Source organism: Labilibaculum antarcticum, assembly GCF_002356295.1.
GTDB classification, from domain to species: domain Bacteria; phylum Bacteroidota; class Bacteroidia; order Bacteroidales; family Marinifilaceae; genus Labilibaculum; species Labilibaculum antarcticum.
In genome coordinates this window covers 927,928-946,336 of record NZ_AP018042.1, presented here as the reverse complement: position 1 = coordinate 946,336, position 18,409 = coordinate 927,928, and the positions used below count along the sequence as shown (strand labels likewise).

At 36.2% G+C, this 18,409-nt stretch carries 10 protein-coding genes; all 10 read left to right on the top strand.

Annotated features, from left to right (window positions below):
• Positions 1–2 precede the first annotated feature (2 nt).
• A complete protein-coding gene (locus tag ALGA_RS03495; RefSeq protein WP_096428015.1) occupies positions 3–1,925 on the top strand; it encodes an FAD-dependent oxidoreductase in 1,923 nt (640 codons plus the stop codon).
• Between the two features lie 113 nt (positions 1,926–2,038).
• Positions 2,039–3,055 carry a hypothetical protein gene (locus tag ALGA_RS03490; RefSeq protein WP_145957566.1) on the top strand — a complete coding sequence of 339 codons (1,017 nt, stop codon included), beginning with the start codon at positions 2,039–2,041 and terminating at the stop codon, positions 3,053–3,055.
• Positions 3,056–3,238: 183 nt separating this feature from the next.
• Positions 3,239–4,585 carry a sulfatase gene (locus ALGA_RS03485; protein ID WP_096428013.1) on the top strand — a complete coding sequence of 449 codons (1,347 nt, stop codon included), beginning with the start codon at positions 3,239–3,241 and terminating at the stop codon, positions 4,583–4,585.
• A 14-nt stretch (positions 4,586–4,599) separates the two neighbouring features.
• On the top strand, positions 4,600–6,075 hold the full coding sequence (locus tag ALGA_RS03480; RefSeq protein WP_096428012.1) for a sulfatase family protein: 1,476 nt from the start codon (positions 4,600–4,602) through the stop codon (positions 6,073–6,075).
• A 24-nt stretch (positions 6,076–6,099) separates the two neighbouring features.
• The gene (locus ALGA_RS03475) at positions 6,100–8,439 is read left to right on the top strand and encodes a glycoside hydrolase family 2 TIM barrel-domain containing protein (protein WP_096428011.1); all 2,340 of its coding nucleotides are present in this window, start codon (positions 6,100–6,102) and stop codon (positions 8,437–8,439) included.
• Between the two features lie 559 nt (positions 8,440–8,998).
• Positions 8,999–10,888 (top strand): alpha-1,3-galactosidase-related protein, encoded by a 1,890-nt coding sequence (locus ALGA_RS03465; protein ID WP_096428009.1) that lies wholly within the window; start codon positions 8,999–9,001, stop codon positions 10,886–10,888.
• A gap of 284 nt (positions 10,889–11,172) precedes the next feature.
• A complete protein-coding gene (locus tag ALGA_RS03460; RefSeq protein WP_162845378.1) occupies positions 11,173–14,262 on the top strand; it encodes a SusC/RagA family TonB-linked outer membrane protein in 3,090 nt (1,029 codons plus the stop codon).
• 15 nt (positions 14,263–14,277) lie between these two features.
• Positions 14,278–16,077, top strand: coding sequence for a RagB/SusD family nutrient uptake outer membrane protein (locus tag ALGA_RS03455; protein WP_096428007.1), 1,800 nt, complete (start codon positions 14,278–14,280; stop codon positions 16,075–16,077).
• Between the two features lie 17 nt (positions 16,078–16,094).
• Positions 16,095–16,580, top strand: coding sequence for a DUF5018-related domain-containing protein (locus ALGA_RS03450; protein WP_197705691.1), 486 nt, complete (start codon positions 16,095–16,097; stop codon positions 16,578–16,580).
• A 329-nt stretch (positions 16,581–16,909) separates the two neighbouring features.
• Positions 16,910–18,112: a glycoside hydrolase family 27 protein gene (locus ALGA_RS03445; RefSeq protein WP_096428006.1), complete on the top strand. Its 1,203-nt coding sequence runs from the start codon at positions 16,910–16,912 to the stop codon at positions 18,110–18,112.
• Positions 18,113–18,409: the final 297 nt, after the last annotated feature.

Here is an 18,409-nt window from a genome sequence, read left to right as displayed (position 1 = left end):
AGATGAAAAGAAGAGATTTTTTTGTAAAAGGTGCATTAGGAGTTGTTGCAACAGGATTACTTCCAGTTATTGCAAATGCTGCTCCGGCGATTATAGATAATGCTACGAATGATCGATTGAAAGACAATTGGTTGCAGGTAGCTATAGGAAAAAAGGGAATTCCAAGCAGAAAGCAAACCCTGAATTCTGATGTTGTTGTGATTGGTGCCGGAATGGCAGGAATTTCAGCTGCTATATCAGCTGCAAGAAATGGGGCAAAAACAATATTAATTCAAGACAGGCCTGTTTTGGGCGGGAATGCTTCCAGCGAAATGCGTGTTACTGTAAATGGTGCTCCACAGGAACGGGAAACTGGAATCGTGGAAGAAATACTCATTGAAAACTGGGTTTATAATAAGCAGGAATCATATCCTGTTTGGGATCATGTTTTGTATAATTTTGTTGTTCGTGAACCCAATTTGGAATTAATGCTAAACACACAGGCTGTTGATGCTGTGATGGATGGTACTACCATAAAATCGGCTATTTGTTGGGGAGGAACTACAGAAACAGAATTCACTATAAATGCCACTCAATTTATTGATTGCTCGGGCGATGGCCTTCTGGCAGCTATTGCTGGTGCCGAATATCGTACTGGCCGAGAAGGCAAAGAAGAGTTTGGGGAATCTTATGCTCCAGATCAAGCTGATGGCTGGGTGATGGGCGATTGCATCATGATGGTTACTAAAGATATGGGACGTCCGATGCCGTTTAAAGCTCCGGCTTATGTCATTCCATTCGATCACGAGACTGCTTTTAAAGACAAGCACCGTAGAATCAAACAGGTGAAAGAAGGATTTTGGTGGGTTGAAGTAGCTAGTGATTTTGATATTATTGTCGATCGTGAAAAGAATCGTCACAAGCTGATGGCTTATTTTTATGGAGTTTGGGATTATATCAAGAATTCAGGTGATTTTCCGGAAGCTGATAATATTGCATTGGATTGGATTGGTTCAATTCCTGGTCGTCGTGAATCGCGTCGTTTTATGGGCGATTACATCTTAAAACAGAATGATATTCTTGAAGATTCTCATTTTGAGGATGCTATCGGTTTTGGTGGTTGGTCGTTAGATGAGCACAATCCTGGAGGAATTGAAAATTTAGAAGAACCTGCAAGTTACTTTCATGACCGTTCAAAAAATGTGTATGAGGTGCCTTATGGAATCTTGTATTCTAAAAATATTGATAATCTTTCTTTTGCTGGTCGAAATGCAAGTTTAACTCATATTGCACTCTCTTCAACTAGAATTATTTCTACTTGCTCTTTGATGGGACAGGCAGTGGGTACAGGTGCTGCGATCTGTCTGAATAAAGGAATTAATCCGCGGGAGTTGCGCAACAAGCATATTAATGAATTACAGGAACAATTGATGCGTGATGATGTTTTTATTCCAAATCGTATTGCTGTTGATGAGAATGATTTGGCTAAAAAAGCGAAGGTGATTATGGGATCTTCAACCGTTTCGGGTGATTGCAAATTATTGGTGGATGGTGTTTCTCGTGATCGGACAGATGAAATCCATCATTGGGAAGCAAATGGTGTTAATGCTGAGCTACAGTTAGAGTGGGAAAAGCCGGTGGAAATTTCGAAGGTAGAATTGAAAGGGGATACCAATGTTTTGCGAAGAATGATGATGCATAAAAATCCGCAGAAAAACATACAAAACAAGCAGGTTCTTGATGTTCCACCAGAGTTAATCAAAACAGCTTCGGTTGAAGCCCGAATAAAAGGGCAGTGGATAGAAGTTGCTCAGATTAATGAGAACATTACGCGAGTAATAAAAACCAGTTTTAATCAGGTGAAAACGACTGCTATTCGTGTTAAGCTGAAAGAAACTTGGGGATATAAAAACGCCAAATTATTTGAGATACGTTGTTATTCATGATTTTTATAGAGTTTAGGAATATACTGTTTTGTTTATGTCTGCTGCTGTCTTTTAATAAGATTGCAGCAGCAGACATACTTTTTTCACCTCAAGGTGAAAAAAGTATGTCTGTTATGTACACTCATCCGGGACTTAAAGATTCCGCCCTAATAAAATACAGCCTTTTTGAAACTCCTGATAAAGAGTTTTATCTGAATGTTCCGTCCGTTTATTGTGCAGATGATATCTGTAAAATTGACACTGTAAAAATTTTTTGGAATGACATTGGAAGCTATCAACGATTTGAATTAAAACCAGATGTTCATCTTGAAAAGGCAAAGGGAGAGTTATTTACAGCTCATGATTATAAAAAACTTCATCTGATTTTAAAAGATGAAAATTCTCCATTTAAAACGGTTCATATAGATAATATTGTTAGTACTCAAAATGAACAGAATGGAGCTGTTGATATACATTCGAGTGCTACTGTTCTGGATATTGATGAAAGTACATATGTAAAAGGTGCTGTCTTAACCTGTTTTACTCTTTGGCATTGGGCGAACGGACAGTTGCAGGAAATTATTAAAAAGATAACTGGTGATTCGGCAAATAATCAGGATTTTACAGATTATTTGAATCATGGAGATATTGCTCACAAACTTTTTACAATAAAGCTTTTAATCAGTCGGAAAGACTACGAACCGCAATTGCTTAACTTGGTTAAAGAACAATACAAACTGGAATCTTCAAGTGTAAAAAGGAGTGTGATAAGCTATTTGGAGAATGCACCGGAAGAAATTTATTGCCGCTCTATTCTGGATCTGTTCAATTCTGATGATTCAGAACAAAGAGTGGCTTGTTTGCAATCATTGGTTCATAGCAAGGCAAATCTTACTCCTGATTTTTACAGGAAGATATATGGACAATTATCTAATTTGAAAACTTATCACGAAGTCGATTTACTGTTGACTCTACTCGATAAAAATGATCAAAATTCCGAAGAGATCATAAAGCCATTGTTTTCACTCCTTACTCACTCCAATATTTTAATCTCACGCAGAGTTTTCTGGTTTCTGGGAAATCAAAAGCTAGATAAAAAACAAGCTGAAATTCTAGAGCGATTTTCAAAAAAGAACAGCGAATATTTATAAGCTTATAAAATAGCTGTAGATTTTTTTAAGGGAAGATTTTAGCGCTTAAAAATATATTGGTAAGCGTTAAATCCACTTATTTCTATTGATTTTACGGAGAAATACAAGAACTTAACTTGGAAAGACAAAACAGGACTTAAAAAATGTAATATTCGTACTTAGATATTTTAAAAAAGCAAAATAATGATAAAACAGGTAATTATAGCATTTATTTTATTGGCAAGTTTGCACGTAGCAGCAAAGGATAAACCAAATGTAGTTGTGTTTTTTGTAGATGATTTAGGATGGGCAGATGTTGGATATATAAATCCGGAATTTGAAACGCCTAATATCGATCAGCTAAAACAAGAAGGTGTAAATTTTGAAAGAGCATATATTACAACGCCTACTTGTAGTCCAAGTCGTGCGTCTCTGTTAACTGGGAAAGAGTCCATTCGCTTAGAAATGCCTCGACACATTACCGAAGAGGACAAATTTGGAAGGAATTCTAAGAAATACAATTATTGGAAAAATGATCCTGTTCAAATGCCTTCTATCAACTGGTTACCATTGGAGGAAGTTACTTACGCTGAACGTTTAAAAGAGCTGGGTTACTACAACCTGTTTATTGGGAAATGGCATTTAGGTCACGAACCCTATCATCCAATTCACCAAGGATTCGATGAACAATATGGAACCAGTAATTTTGGACATCCTAAAGGTTACTATCAGCCTTTTTTTAAAGAAAATAATCCTTTGGAGGATATTCCTGACGATCAGTATTTAACGGATGTTTTAACAGATAAGGCGGAAGATTTTATTAAGAATTACGATAAGAAACAACCATTTAGTTTAACTATGTGGCACTATGGTGTTCATGGGCCTCAGGTAGGTCGAAAAGATTTAATTGCTCAGTACAAAGCCAAAGGCTGGGAAGATAGATATGCTGAATATGGCGCGATGGTTACTGCTGTGGATGAGTCATTGGGAAGAATTCGAAAAGCTTTAGAGGAAAAAGGCCTTGCCGATAATACGGTGATCTTATTTACATCTGATCAAGGAGGTTATTTCACGAATTTCCCGCTTAGAGGGAAAAAGAATGGTGGAAATACGCTTGGAGAAGGTGGCGCCCGCGTACCTTTTGTCTTGTATTATCCTGGCGTTACCAAGGCGAATACTACGTGCGAAACTCCTATTCAGACTCTCGATGTGTATCCAACTTTAGTTGAAATAGCATCAGGAAAGAAATGTGCCGAGAAACAAATACAAGGGAAAAGTCTGCTTCCTCTTCTAAAAGGAGAAGAATTTAAAGAACGTAATCTATATTTTTTCCGCTCTTACGAAGATCAATATGCAGCAATCATTTCCGGTGATTGGAAATTAATTAAATACCATAGCGGATTATTGCAACTGTATAACGTTAAGGAGGATAAGGGAGAAGTTAACAACTTGATTTTTGTGAAAACGGCCATTGCTAAAAACTTGGCAAAAGAGTTAAGTGCTTGGGAACAGGAAGCTGTACCCAATAAGGAATCATACTATACTAATTAAATTTCGATCTTATCATGAATAAAGTATTGTTGGCGTGTTTGTTTTCTCTCACATTAATTAGTGCTAAGGCGCAGGAAAAACCGAATATTATTTGGTTGATGGCCGAAGATATGAGTTTGGATTTGGAGTGTTACGGCATGCCAGCAGTAAAAACACCGAACTTGAATAAAATGGCGGAGCAAGGAGTCCGATTTGACAATTGTTTTGTCACCAATCCAATTTGTTCTCCGAGTCGATCGTCTATGATGGTTGGTACGCATCAGTTAAAAATTAATGCTCAAAATCACAGAAGTAATAGGGATGTGCCATTGAATCAAAATTACAAACCATTCACCTCTTTACTACGAGACGCTGGTTATACTTGTATTTTAGGGAATCATGCTGTAATGAAAAAGGGGCGCAAAATTGATGTGAACTTTAAACATGAAGCTATAGGCGAATGGAATGGTAAAACCAAATTCGGTCTATTCGATAAGTATGATAATTTCGAAAAAGAAGATGAACCATTTTTTGCTCAAATACAATTGGTGGCAAGTCATCGAGGTGATTGGTGGACTGAAGTACGAAACAATTCTACACACCCGGTTAATCCTGATTCGGTAGTGATGCCTGCATTTATGGCCGATCATCCAGTGATTCGATTAGATTGGGCGAAGTATTTGGATCAAATTGAATTTCTGGATAACGAAATTGGTTTGATATTCAAAGAATTGGAAGATAAGGGAATTGCCAAAAACACCATCGTTATTTTTATTGGAGACAATGGTCGATGCAATATCCGCGGAAAAGGATATTTACAGGATCCTGGTTTACGAATTCCTTTTATCGTGTATTCTCCAAATGAATTGGCAGGTGGGAAAATAAGAAAAGATGTTGTTGCATCAACAGATATTACAGCTACAGTGCTTGATTTTGCAGGGATTGAAACTCCTGATTATATGACTGGAAAGCCAGTCTTCCATCCGGAATTTAATAGAGAATACGTTTATGCTGCCCGAGATTTATGGGACGAAGTTCAGGAAAAAATTCGCGCGATAACTTCGGACGAATGGAAATATATTCGAAACGATAAACCTGAGATTCCTTACGATGCTCATCAGGCATATCTGGAATTTTACCGACCAGCAGTTCATATTATGAGAACTTTAAAGGAAGAAGGAAAGCTGACTCCTGCTCAGGCATTCTTTTTTGCAGACTCTAAGCCCAAAGAGGAGTTATACAATTTAAAAAATGATCCACAGGAGTTGAATAATCTGGCAGAGAATCCTAAGTATCAAAAGGTGCTTGAGAAAATGAGAAAGGAAACTCTGGAGTTGGATACTCTAAACGAGCCGGTAAGTGATGTTTTTCATCCTGTTTATCCTGGAGCTGTTGATGTATTGGAGTGGGTGAAAAAAGAAAAGCCTGAATTGTATCAACAAATGATAGATGGAGTTGAAATAGGTTTTCATACTGTAACGGGTGAATACAAAAAGTCCAAGAAGAAGTAAATCTTGAAATTAGATTAGAAAGCAATGAAACAAGCTATATTTTTAGTGGTGTTGTTATCAGGGATCGTATTTCTTGGATCGTGTGAGCAAAAACAAGAAGAGAAAATCAGGATAAATGCGGATTGGAAGTTTAAATTAGTTGATGAGTCGAGTATTTCGGAGGATCAATTTCATCTTTCAGACTACAATGATTTGGCATGGGAAGACGTTAGTTTGCCACATACAGCTCACTTAGAGCCATTGGTGGTTAATGATCAATGGCAAGGAACATGCTGGTATCGTAAAAACTTTACTGTTTTGGAAACCGATGAAGACAAAAAGATAATTCTTGAGTTGGAAGCCGCAATGAGTCATTCTAAAATTTGGTTGAATGGAGTGCTTCTGACAGTGCATCAGGGAGGCTATTTGCCTGTAGTAATTAATGTTACTAAATATGTAAAAAAAGGAGCGGAAAACATTCTGGCTATCCGCTTAAACAATACCGATAATCCGATTACAGGTCCTAAACCACTAAAGAAGTTGGACTTTAATATGTATGGAGGTTTGTACCGAAATGCGTGGCTGATTTTTAAAAATAAAATTCATATTTCTCACCCAGTCCTGGCCAATAGAGTTGCAGGTGGTGGCGTTTTCGTTACTTTTCCAAAAGTGTCTGAAAAAGAATCTGTACTTAAGGTAAAGACGCATGTTGTTAATGAAAGTAAGGAAGATCGAAATATTGAGTTACTTCATTCCATATTTTATGCTGGCGAATTAGTAACAAAGCTGAGAACGAAATCTTTTCATCTTAAATCGAATGGAGAACATGAGTTTGTGAAAGAAATTTCCATGCCAAATGCGAAATTGTGGTCGCCCAAAAATCCAAACTTATACAAAATTGAAACTTGTGTAATAGCTGATGGTGAAGTGCTCGATAAGGAGATGACTCGGGTTGGAATTAGAGAGTTTGCTTTTGAAAGCAATGAACTGTATATCAACGGCAAAAAAACATTTTTGAGAGGAGTTAACCGGCATCAGGAATATCCGTTTATTGGGTATGCCTTATCAGACAATGCACAGTATCGTGATGCTAAAAAAATTAAGGATGCTGGTTTCGATTACATCCGACTATCTCATTATCCGCAATCGCCTTCTTTTATGGATGCCTGTGATGAATTAGGAATTGTTGTGATTGATGCTATTCTTGGCTGGCAGTATTATTTGGACAACGATCTATTTAGAGAGTATTGTTATCGTTCATCGGCTGAATTAATTCGCCGTGACCGTAACCATCCTTGTGTTTTGGCTTGGGAAGTGTCTTTAAATGAAACGGCAATGCCAATTTTCTTTATGGAGGAATTGGATAGAATTGTTCATGCTGAATATCCTAGTGAAAACACATACTCTTGTGGTTGGATGGACGATGTCTATGATATTTTTCTACAAGCACGTCAACATAGAATAATTCATGAATATGAAGTTCAAACTAAACCATATGTGGTTTCGGAGTATGGCGATTGGGAATATTACTCTAGTAATGCAGGTTTGAACCAAGATAAATTATCTAAAAATAAGAGATTCGAAGCGAGCAGTAGACAGCTTCGTGCTTATGGGGAGAAAAGATTGCTACAACAAGCAAAAAACATACAGGAATCTCATAACGATAATTTTAATACAACAGCTTTCGCTGATGGATATTGGGTTATGTACGATTACAATCGAGGATATCATGATGATATTGAAGCTTCGGGTATTATGGATATTTATCGACTGCCTAAATTAAGCTACGGATTTTACCAAAGTCAAAAAGATACAGATGAGGAAGTCGTTTTGGAAATTGCGACTTATTGGAATGAAAAATCTCCTTTGGATGTGAGTGTATTTAGTAATTGTGATCGGGTGAAATTGTTTTTGAATGACAGTTTAATTGCCGAACAAAAACCTGATGACAATAACATTTCCAATAATTTAGCTCATGCTCCATTTACATTTAAAGTGGACAGGTTTAAAGCAGGAATGCTTAAGGCAGTTGGGATATTAGATGACCAGCAAAGCATTGAAAAAGTTGTTAGGACTCCTGAGAAAGCTACAAAATTAAAGCTGTGGCTCGATGAAAGCGGAAAGGCACCGCAAGCCGGATGCAAGGATGCACTGTTCTTATATATTGCCGCTGTGGATGACAATGGAACTGTGATTCCTGATTATTCTGAAGTTGTTAATCTAACAACAGAGAGTGATGTTTCAATAATGAATGTAGGCGAAATTAGTGCAGAAGCAGGTATTGCAACAGCTTTAATTAAAATAGGTGATTCTAAAGGGAAAATATCCTTCTCAGCAAACTCGGGTCAATTGAGCTTAGAGGTTTTTGAGTTCACGGTACACTAAAATAAGAATATAATTTACAGATAAATAAGTTTTGAGTTTAGATTAGTTGATAATGCCAAATAGATTGTTGCGCTGGCTAGCATATATGCAATAGTTCTGTTTGGCATTTGTTTTTTTGTGTTTCCTAAGTCTCGAAATTAGGTCAGTACGCGTTCGTGAACTGTCAATAGCTATTTAATAGTCCGTCTTTTCTTCCAAATTTGAAGTCACCCAATAACATGAATTTTATGAAATTTGTCCTAGATGAATATACAATCGGAATAGGAAGCTGTTTGCATCAATCTGATTACTCCCTTCAAGGACGAAGATCGTTTTATTGTCTTGTTCTTTTGGAAAAACTAGAAATCTGAAATCAGGTATAACTGCCTGATTGTCTGAAAGTAATGGCATTGCATTTTTGGTCATATCATATAAATATACTCATAGATACATTCTTTTTACTCAAAGTCACCTTTTCTTTTAGTAAAAAATGAATTTTTGTACATAGTCTGTTAACGATTGCAGAAGAGAAGTCGAAGTTGGATCGTTAGGGTTATTTAAAATTCAATTTTTATATAGAATGAAAAGAAACAGAACAATTGTTAGCGTACTCTCATTACTTGCAGTAATACTTTGTGTGAGTTGGGTGAATCGTGCAGAAGAAGGAGAAAAGGTGTTATTCACCAACAGCATAAGTGAGGATGCAACTCCTGCTGTGTTGGCAAGAATTATGCAGGCGAAGGAGAATTCAATTTCGGAAATCAAATTTGAAAAAGGAACCTATCATTTTTATCCTGATAAAGGACAAGAAGAATTTTGTCACATATCCAATCATTGCGATGTGATGGTAAGTACAGCTTTCCCAATTCGCGATTTTAAAAATTTGACTATCGATGGACAAGGCTCAACTTTCATCTTTCATGGAATCATGATTCCTTTTTTAATTGATCAAAGTAAAAATATTACGGTGAAGAATTTGTCTGTTGATTGGCACGAGCCTTTTTACAGTGAAGGATTAATTATTGCGAATGATGAGGTGAAGAAAACTTTCGATATGCAGATATCTGAAGCATATCCTTATGAGATTCGTAACGATCAGATTTATTTCATTAAAGAATATTACGAGCATAGTTTAGGACAAACCATCCTTTTCGATCCTGCAAGAAAAGCAATTGCCTACAATACCGAGGCATATACCAATTTAACTACAGTAAAGAAAGCAAGCGTATCCCGGTATACCGAAAATATTAAATACAAATACGAAGTTGATTTAAGAAGTCCGGAGTATAAAAATTTAGGACGTGAAAATCGCTTGTTTGTTGAGGAATTGAAGCCTGGAGTCGTTCGTATTCATAATCATGGCAAGAAAATGCCACAAGTGGGAATGATCTTAACAGCAAAGGGAGAACAAGGTTTTAATCGTGTTGCTCCGGCATTCAGAGTCACTCATACTTATGGTTTTAATGCTAATAATGTAACTGTCCATCATGCAGGAGGAATGGGATTAATTGCTGAAAATTCGGCTGATTTAATTCTTGACCATTTTAATGTGACACCGTCAAATGGACGTATGGTTTCGACAACAGCTGATGCCACACACTTTGTAGGTTGCAGAGGAAAAGTGGAGCTTAAGAATTGTATTCTTACCAATCAGTTGGATGATGCTTCGAACATTCATGGAACTTACCAAAAAATTGTAGATGTATTGGATGACTATCGTATTGGTGTACGCATGGGGCATTCACAGCAACAAGGATTTCAAATTGGTATACCTAAGGACACATTGGGTTTAGTACGATTGAGTAATTCGTTTTTCCCATACAATCATCTTACCATCAAAAGCACAGAGTATATAAATGGAAGGTATCAGATTATTACTTTAAATGAAAAACTTCCAGTAGAAGTTCAAGTAGGTGATTTAATTGAGAATTTGACCGCTTACCCTGAATTGTTGGTTGAAAATTGCATCATCAGCGGAAACAGAGCTCGAGGATTGTTGCTGTCTACACCAAAGAAAACAGTAATTAGAAACAACTTTTTTAGTACGGAAATGGAAGCCCTTCTTATTCCGGTTGAAAGTGGCCATTGGTACGAATCGGGTAACGGTGCCAATATAAAGATTACTGGTAATGTATTTCAAGATTGTAATCATAGTGGATTAAATCGAGGTATTATCCGCTTCGAGACCGATGATGATAATGAAAATATTGCATTTAATAACATCGAAATCACAAATAACAAAATCAATCATTTCGACAATTTGATTCTCGAAATTTCAAATACAAACAACCTGATATTCAAAAACAATACAATTGTTAATTCAGGAACATTCCCTATGCTTTATCCCGAAAATCCGGCGATTAAAGTAAAATCCTCTAAGAACATTGTTTTTGAAGACAATACCTACTCGGGTGATGCGGAATTAATACTGGCATCCGATGAGTCAATTCCGAATTTAAAATTTCACTAATTTTTAATCTCTAACCGTTATGAAAAAAACTATTTTTTTATTTAAAAAGCCAGACTCTGGTTAAAATATGGCTTTGATCTCTTCTTTCAACTTACGAGAGAAAATAGGAATCGATTTAATTAAAATTTTAAGATTCATTATTACTGATAATTGAAATTACTAAAATCTAAAACCGAAAGAAATATAAATATTAACTTACGCAATTGTTTGCGTTTGATTTTTAGAAAGAAAGATCGGTTTAGGAGAGTTAGAAAGTAATACCTAATCAAATGAAAAATAATAATATGATAGTATTAAAAAAAGTGTTGGGGCGATATCTGCTCTTAACTTTATTTGCTCTGCTGTTTTGTGGTTTGGGAGCAAAAGCTCAGGAACTAACAGTATCCGGAACTATATTAAGTACCGAAGACGGAATGGGTATTCCGGGTGTTAGTGTTGTAATAAAAGGAACAACAACAGGAACCGTTTCGGATATGGATGGACATTATTCTCTAATTGCATCAACGGGGGATGTTCTTCATTTCAGTTTTATTGGAATGAACGATCAGGATATCACGATTACAAAGGCTTTAATAGATGTTAGTATGAGTGCCGATGTGGTTGGCCTTGATGAGGTTATTGCAATTGGTTACGGTACAACAACAAAACGTAAATCAGTAGGAGCTATTTCTACCATGAAAGCCGATAAACTGGAAGCAACACCTTTCGCAAATGTAGGAAATGCTTTGCAAGGACAAGTTGTTGGTTTGGTTGTGCAAAATAATGGAGGTGGTCCTGGTAGTGCACCATCCATCTCAATTCGTGGAGGAGGAGAACCTCTTTATGTTATTGATGGAGTTATCACTACAGCGGATGATTTTAACGCTTTAAATTCAGATGATGTTGAATCAATTAGTTTCCTTAAGGATGCATCAGCAACAGCAGTATACGGATCAAGAGCTGGTAATGGTATTGTGTTGGTGACATCAAAAAAAGGAACTAATGGTAAAATGAAAATCAATTATTCATACAACTACCAGTTGAGTGAGCCTACTGTATTGCCTGAAATGCTAAATTCATATGATTTTGCTACACTTCAAAATGCGGCAAATGTTTATGATGGTACGCCTGCAACTTTTAGCGACGAGGAATTGGAGACAATCAGGACACATAGTGATTTGGATACTTATCCAGATAACAACTGGCCAGATTTAACCCTAAAGAATTTTGCTACAGAGCAGCGTCATAATTTGTCACTTAGCGGAGGAGATAAGAAAACAAATTATTTTGTTTCTCTTGGATATATTGATCAAGGTGGTATTTTGAAGTCGAATGCTGTTAATTACGAAAGGTTCAATATTCGAAGTAACATGACTACAACATTCGATAAAATTGGTCTTGAAGTAGGTGTTAATTTAAATGCAAGTGTAGAAGATTACAAAGAGCCATCTGCAGGTATGTATACCCTGTGGAGAGCTATAAATCAGAATACAAATCCATTGTTTAGGGCTTATAATGCCGATGGAACTTTTGCCGGTGGAGGAAATGGAGAGCATCCAATTGCAATTTCAAGTAAAGATGCTGGTTATAAAAAAAATCGTGATAAGTTTATAAATGCTCAGGTTCATGCCAATTGGTCTATACCTTCTGTAAAAGGATTGAAATTAGGTGTAATGGCCAATTACCGCGACGGAGACGGATGGGGTAAATTGTGGGCGAAAAATGTGCCTTTGTACATGCAGGATGGTTCGGTACAGGCTCAACCTGCCCCTTCTTTAACTGTAGATTCATATTACAGCAGACGATTGTATTTCGAAACAAGTGCATCCTACGCAAATACCTTTGGTAAACATGGTGTGGAGGCAACTTTTGTTTACAATCAAAGCACAAGTAACTATGAAGAAATGTCTGCTTATCGCAGAGATTATTTGTCAGGTGCGGTAGATCAGCTTTTTGCAGGTCCTGTGGATGGTAAGGATAATGACGGAACTGAAAAAGAAAGCGCTAATGCAGGTTATGTATTTAGGGTGAAATATGATTACGACTACAAGTATATTTTCGAAATGAGTGGTCGTTACGATGGAAATGACAATTTTGCCAAAGGAAAGAAGTGGGGTTTTTTCCCAGCTACATCAGTAGCCTGGAATATTTCTGAGGAAAACTTCATGGAAAGTCTAAGTGATAAGAATATTATTAATAGATTGAAATTAAGAGCTTCTTACGGTGAAACAGGTGTTGTTGAAGGAGTTAATCGATTTGGCTATATTCCTTCGTATAATTTAGAATCGAGTGCTTATAATATTGGCAACTCATTGGTAAATGGTTATTCTGAAGGAGATTTGGTTGATCCTGATCAATTAACCTGGTACACAAGAAAATCACTTAACTATGGACTTGATTTCTCGTCTTTAAACAACAAATTAAGTGGTAGTTTTGAGTATTTCTTCTACAAAACAACAGGTTATTTACAGAGTCCTGAAAATACCTATTCTCAGGCATTGGGTAAAGATTTACCTCAGATTAAATCCAAATCGGAGCAACGCAGAGCAGGATATGAAATATCTCTTCGTTACAAAGGAAAAGTGAACGAACTGCAGTATGAAGTGGGAGTGAATTATTCTTACTTTAATCAATTGTGGAAACGTCTGGATACTGAAGATGAGGCTACTTTAAAGAATCCTTATTTGAGAGAAACGAACAGAACCGACTACTGGGCTGGTGGAGAAGTTTATTTATCTGATGGTTTGTATCAGAACAGCGATGAGTTTTTAAATGCACCTCGCTTACCTGGCTCTACTCAAACACAAAGTGGTGATATTCGCTATCAGGATGTGAATGGTGATGGTAAAATTGATGAGCAGGATAAGCGAATTGTAGGTTTGCCATCTCAGCCACACGGAAATTATGGAATCGATTTTAGCTTAAAATATAAAGGCTGGTTCATGAACGGTTTGTTTCAGGGAACAGGTAATCGATACATGGCTTTTGATAATTTCATGGTGGTCGAAGCTAAGAGACGTACCTATGAATACCAGAAAGATTTTTGGACTCAAGACAATCCGAATGCATTGTACCCACGTGTTTCTCATTTAGAAGCTGTGAATGGTGGTAACAATAGTAATACGGATAATAAATCAGATTTTTACTTGAAAAATGCCAAATACTTTAGAATGAAAAATCTTCAGATTGGTTACGATATGAAAAATACAGTGCTAGCGAATGTTTCCTGGATTTCGTCTTGTAAGATGTATTTAAATGGAACCAATTTGTTTACAATATCTGATGTAATGGATTATTTTGATCCGGAACAAAAAGGGGAAGCAAATACAGGGGCTCAAACATATGGATACCCTGTGCAGCGTACTTATTCCTTGGGTATAAATGTTGGATTTTAATAAAAACTAGAAGCGATGAAGAAAATATTATTATATATACTAATAGCATGTACAGGTATCTTAAGCTACTCGTGTAGTGACAGTCTGCTTGATACCAAACCACTGGATAAGTTTACTGAGTTAGACGTTTGGAACGATGTAAATTTGGCTCAAGGATTTGTTTACAATACTTATGGCTCTGTAATTCCTGAGCTGTTCGTGAATCCTAATGATCGTGATCCTAGAATGGGAGGCGTAAGCAGCGATAATTACACCGATAATGTATTGAACGATAAGTCGGATAATGTAGCCAGAGATTTAATCGATAAATATTTCGATGCGGGTTGGGCTACTAATAATTCATACTACTGGTATGGTGGAGCACCTTTAGGAAGAAAAAATCCTATCAAGGAGAATTCTTTTGAAGTGATACGTGATTGTAATTTGATTATTCAAAAGGTTGCTGCTTCCGAAGGAATAAATGAGGTGGATAAGCCAAGCTTAATTGCGCAGGGAAAGATGTTACGTGCCTTGATTTATTTTACAAAAGCACGTTTATTTGGAAAGTACGTAATCGTTGATAAAGTACTTACCACTGAGGATGAGTTAAAGTTGCCACGTACCGAAACCATTAAGGAGACTTACGATTTTATCATCAAAGATCTTCAGGAAGCGGTTGTTGATTTGCCAGTGACTGGAGCCGCAGGTAAATTAACTAAAGGTGCTGCCTATGCTATGTTAGCAGAGATTTCTTTACATGGAGCTGCTTACATTGAAAGTGGTAAAGAAGAATACTATCAGATTTCAAAAAAGGCAAGTGAAGATTTATTTGCTTTGGGATATGATTTAGATGATGATTATGAAGCTTTGTTTAACGACTATGGCAAGGCTTTAACTTCTAGTGAAATTATACTGGCACAATACAAACATATCGATGCAACTTTATTTGTAATGACTCCAGTGCAAGGCCGGATGCCCAATATGGAAGTGGCAAGAACTTCTGGAACACCAAAACTGAAAGAGTCGTTTTTAGGATGGACAAAAAATTGGCCTTCGTCAGACTTTGTTGATGATTATTTGGTGTCAGATGTTGATGGAATTGCTAAAAAATACGATGAGACTACTTACTATCAGGATTTTCTTACTAATGGAGGTTACGTTTCTGAAGCAGTGTATGGTCATAGAGATGCTCGTTTTTATGCTTCAATAGTAAGCGATTCTACTCAATTGCTTTCTAATATGGTTACAACCCGTATTGGTGGAAACATGCATTATAAGCAAAGTAACAAAGGGGTAAATATGTCTACTCCATCAGGTTATTTTATAAGAAAAGGAATTTCTAATTCTATACTTGGATATAAGGCAGTTGTAAATACAAATTACCATCAGACTATTGCACGTTTGGGAAGATCGTATTTGAATTATGCAGAGGTATTATTACGACTAAATCAGCCTGCTTTAGCAGTTGATTACATCAATCGTACAAGAACCAGACATGGAAACTTGCCTGCATTAGCTGCCGGTTTGAGTATCAATGAGGTTTGGAAGTGGTACAAGATCGAGCGTAGAGTAGAATTGTTCCTTGAAAATGACAGATACTGGTCATTATTGCGTTGGGGAAAAGAAGCCGGTGGTGGTGTAATTTCAGAGATTAACAATACTGTACATACTTTCTTTGAGATTGCTGCTGATGGTAGAAGCTTTGAAATTAAGGATCTTGAAATTCATATTGCCAATCAGGAAAAGAGATTCTCTCCAAGACGTTATTTATTTCCTGTTCCTCAGAATGAGAGAGACTTAAACGAGAAGTTAGACCAAAACCCGGGTTGGGAATAATTAAAAATTTAGATCAGATGAAAAAGATATTTAAATATATGCCGGTTTTGTTTATCATGTTGTTATTCACATCATGTTTAAAATCAGGCTTAGATGATTTACCAGCATTCGAAGAAGCAAGCATTGAGAGCTTTAAATTCGAATATAGATGGGTGATTAAAAATGTGGATAACGATCAGTTAAAGTTGTATCAAATGGAGGTAGCAACAACAATTGATGAGGAAGCTAATACTGTAATGTGTGAGATAACTGTTCCAAATCCAACAGATGTGGGAGCAGAACCAACAAATGATTTCCCTACAGCAATTAGAGATCAAGTTACACTAACGGAACTGGTTGGGTATTGCAGTATTTCTACAGCAGCAACAATAGCTCCTATTGGAGGTGCTCCCGAATTGGGTGTAGTTGCTGACTTTAGTGCAACACCAATACAGTATGAGGTAACTGCTGCTGATGGAACATCTAAAATTTGGACTGTAACAATTTCCGATTTTATTAAGTAATAGGTTAGAATAGATTACTTGAAGATGAGTGAAGGGGTTGGAACCAAGGTTTCAATCCTTTTTTTTTTAATGATTTTAATGCTGAATATAAGTTAGTTTGTAAAAGAATTGCATCTATATTTTTAAAGTAAATTGAGTGGTATTACTGCTAGTTACCTGTGATAAAGTAATGTATCCTGTATCAATAAAATATTGCTTTAAACCCTGGTGTGCAGGTACTCTCTTTAATGGAGCTGGACCTCCTGTATCTTTATTCAATACAGATAATTGAATTGATCAAAAGGTAAATGGTCGTCTGACTAAATTACAAAACAATAAATCAAACTAAAATGAAAAGTTTTTTAAGATTACTATTAATTACGATTTTTATATCGAGCGTGACTGTTACTTACGCTCAAAAAGTGAAAAGGATTACACCTACACCACCTATGGGTTGGAATAGTTGGAATGCTTATAAAAAGAAGAAGGTAAATGAACAAGTTATATACAAGACAATAGATCTAATGGTTTCAGACGGTTATAAAGCAGCTGGATATAACTATGTAATCATCGACGGTGGATGGAGAGGTGACAAATTAGATAACAAAGGAAGAATCACTGTTGATACTATAAAATTTCCACATGGGATCAAAGCAATGGCTGATTATGCGCATTCAAAAGGTTTAAAATTTGGTTTGCATGTAACTCCTGGGACTCAAGATTGTGGAGGAGATGAAGTGGGAATGTATGGACATGAAGAAGCAAATCTCAAACAATTTGAATACTGGGGATTAGATATCCTTAAAATTGACCGCTGTCAGATGAATGGAGCATCTGATAATTGGGATGAAGAGGCAACACGTGAAGTTTATTTGAAATGGAGTAAATTATTATCTCATGCTTCACGTCCTATATTATTTAGTATTAGTGCTTATGTATATCGTCCTTGGTATCCTCGTTATTGTAATATAGCTAGAACCACAGGTGATTTATGGGGACTTTCTCGTTCTCATTTTGATGGAGATCAACATTCGATAATGAAAATTGCAGATTTAAATAATGAGTGTGCAGATTTTGCTGGTGATGGATACTGGAATGATCCAGATATGTTAGTCGTTGGCAATCCAGTACTTACTATGGATGAACAGAAGACACAATTTGCATTGTGGTGTATTATGACTTCACCATTGATGATGGGAAATGTTTTAAACGAAACATCGCCTGAAGTAATTGATTTATTGACAAATAAAATGGCAATACGTGTAAACCAAGATACTACAGAGCAAGGACGTCGTATTTTCCGCCGTAGCATTGTAGGAGCTGGTAATGAGATGTGGCTTAAGCATTTAAATGATGGTGGTGTTGCAGTGGTTTTACTTAATCGTAGCGATGAGGCTAAGTCTCAAAATCTATATTTTGAGGATATCAAATTATCTGATCATGTAAAAGTATATGATATTTTTGGTAAAAAATCTATGGGCACGATGAGTGAAAAAATATCAGTAAGCCTAGATAAACATGCCTGTAGTTTTTTTATACTTCATGATAATTAAAATTTATTCAGTGTTAAAAACTAAATAAGGTCGCATTCCAATTGCCAAAATCATTTAGGGCAAGATTGTGTGGCATTAATGTTTGCTAATGTTTAATTTTTTTATAAAAGTTCTTTTGTATTGGATTGTATTCAGTTTGAACTGATAAATACATAAAATGTACTAAGAGTTACCTTGAATTCTTCTTTAATAACAATCTTTGTTATAAGCTGTGATACGATTTGTAGTTCTATACTAAAATAACAAAATCAATATCATTAGCAGATTTTAAAAATCTAATTAGGATCAGTAATTCCA

Bases quoted from the DNA above. Each gene is read 5' to 3' on its own strand.
- ALGA_RS03495 (WP_096428015.1), top strand. From the start codon at position 3: ATGAAAAGAAGAGATTTTTTTGTAAAAGGTGCATTAGGAGTTGTTGCA.
- ALGA_RS03490 (WP_145957566.1), top strand. From the start codon at position 2,039: ATGTACACTCATCCGGGACTTAAAGATTCCGCCCTAATAAAATACAGC.
- ALGA_RS03485 (WP_096428013.1), top strand. From the start codon at position 3,239: ATGATAAAACAGGTAATTATAGCATTTATTTTATTGGCAAGTTTGCAC.
- ALGA_RS03480 (WP_096428012.1), top strand. From the start codon at position 4,600: ATGAATAAAGTATTGTTGGCGTGTTTGTTTTCTCTCACATTAATTAGT.
- ALGA_RS03475 (WP_096428011.1), top strand. From the start codon at position 6,100: ATGAAACAAGCTATATTTTTAGTGGTGTTGTTATCAGGGATCGTATTT.
- ALGA_RS03465 (WP_096428009.1), top strand. From the start codon at position 8,999: ATGAAAAGAAACAGAACAATTGTTAGCGTACTCTCATTACTTGCAGTA.
- ALGA_RS03460 (WP_162845378.1), top strand. From the start codon at position 11,173: ATGATAGTATTAAAAAAAGTGTTGGGGCGATATCTGCTCTTAACTTTA.
- ALGA_RS03455 (WP_096428007.1), top strand. From the start codon at position 14,278: ATGAAGAAAATATTATTATATATACTAATAGCATGTACAGGTATCTTA.
- ALGA_RS03450 (WP_197705691.1), top strand. From the start codon at position 16,095: ATGAAAAAGATATTTAAATATATGCCGGTTTTGTTTATCATGTTGTTA.
- ALGA_RS03445 (WP_096428006.1), top strand. From the start codon at position 16,910: ATGAAAAGTTTTTTAAGATTACTATTAATTACGATTTTTATATCGAGC.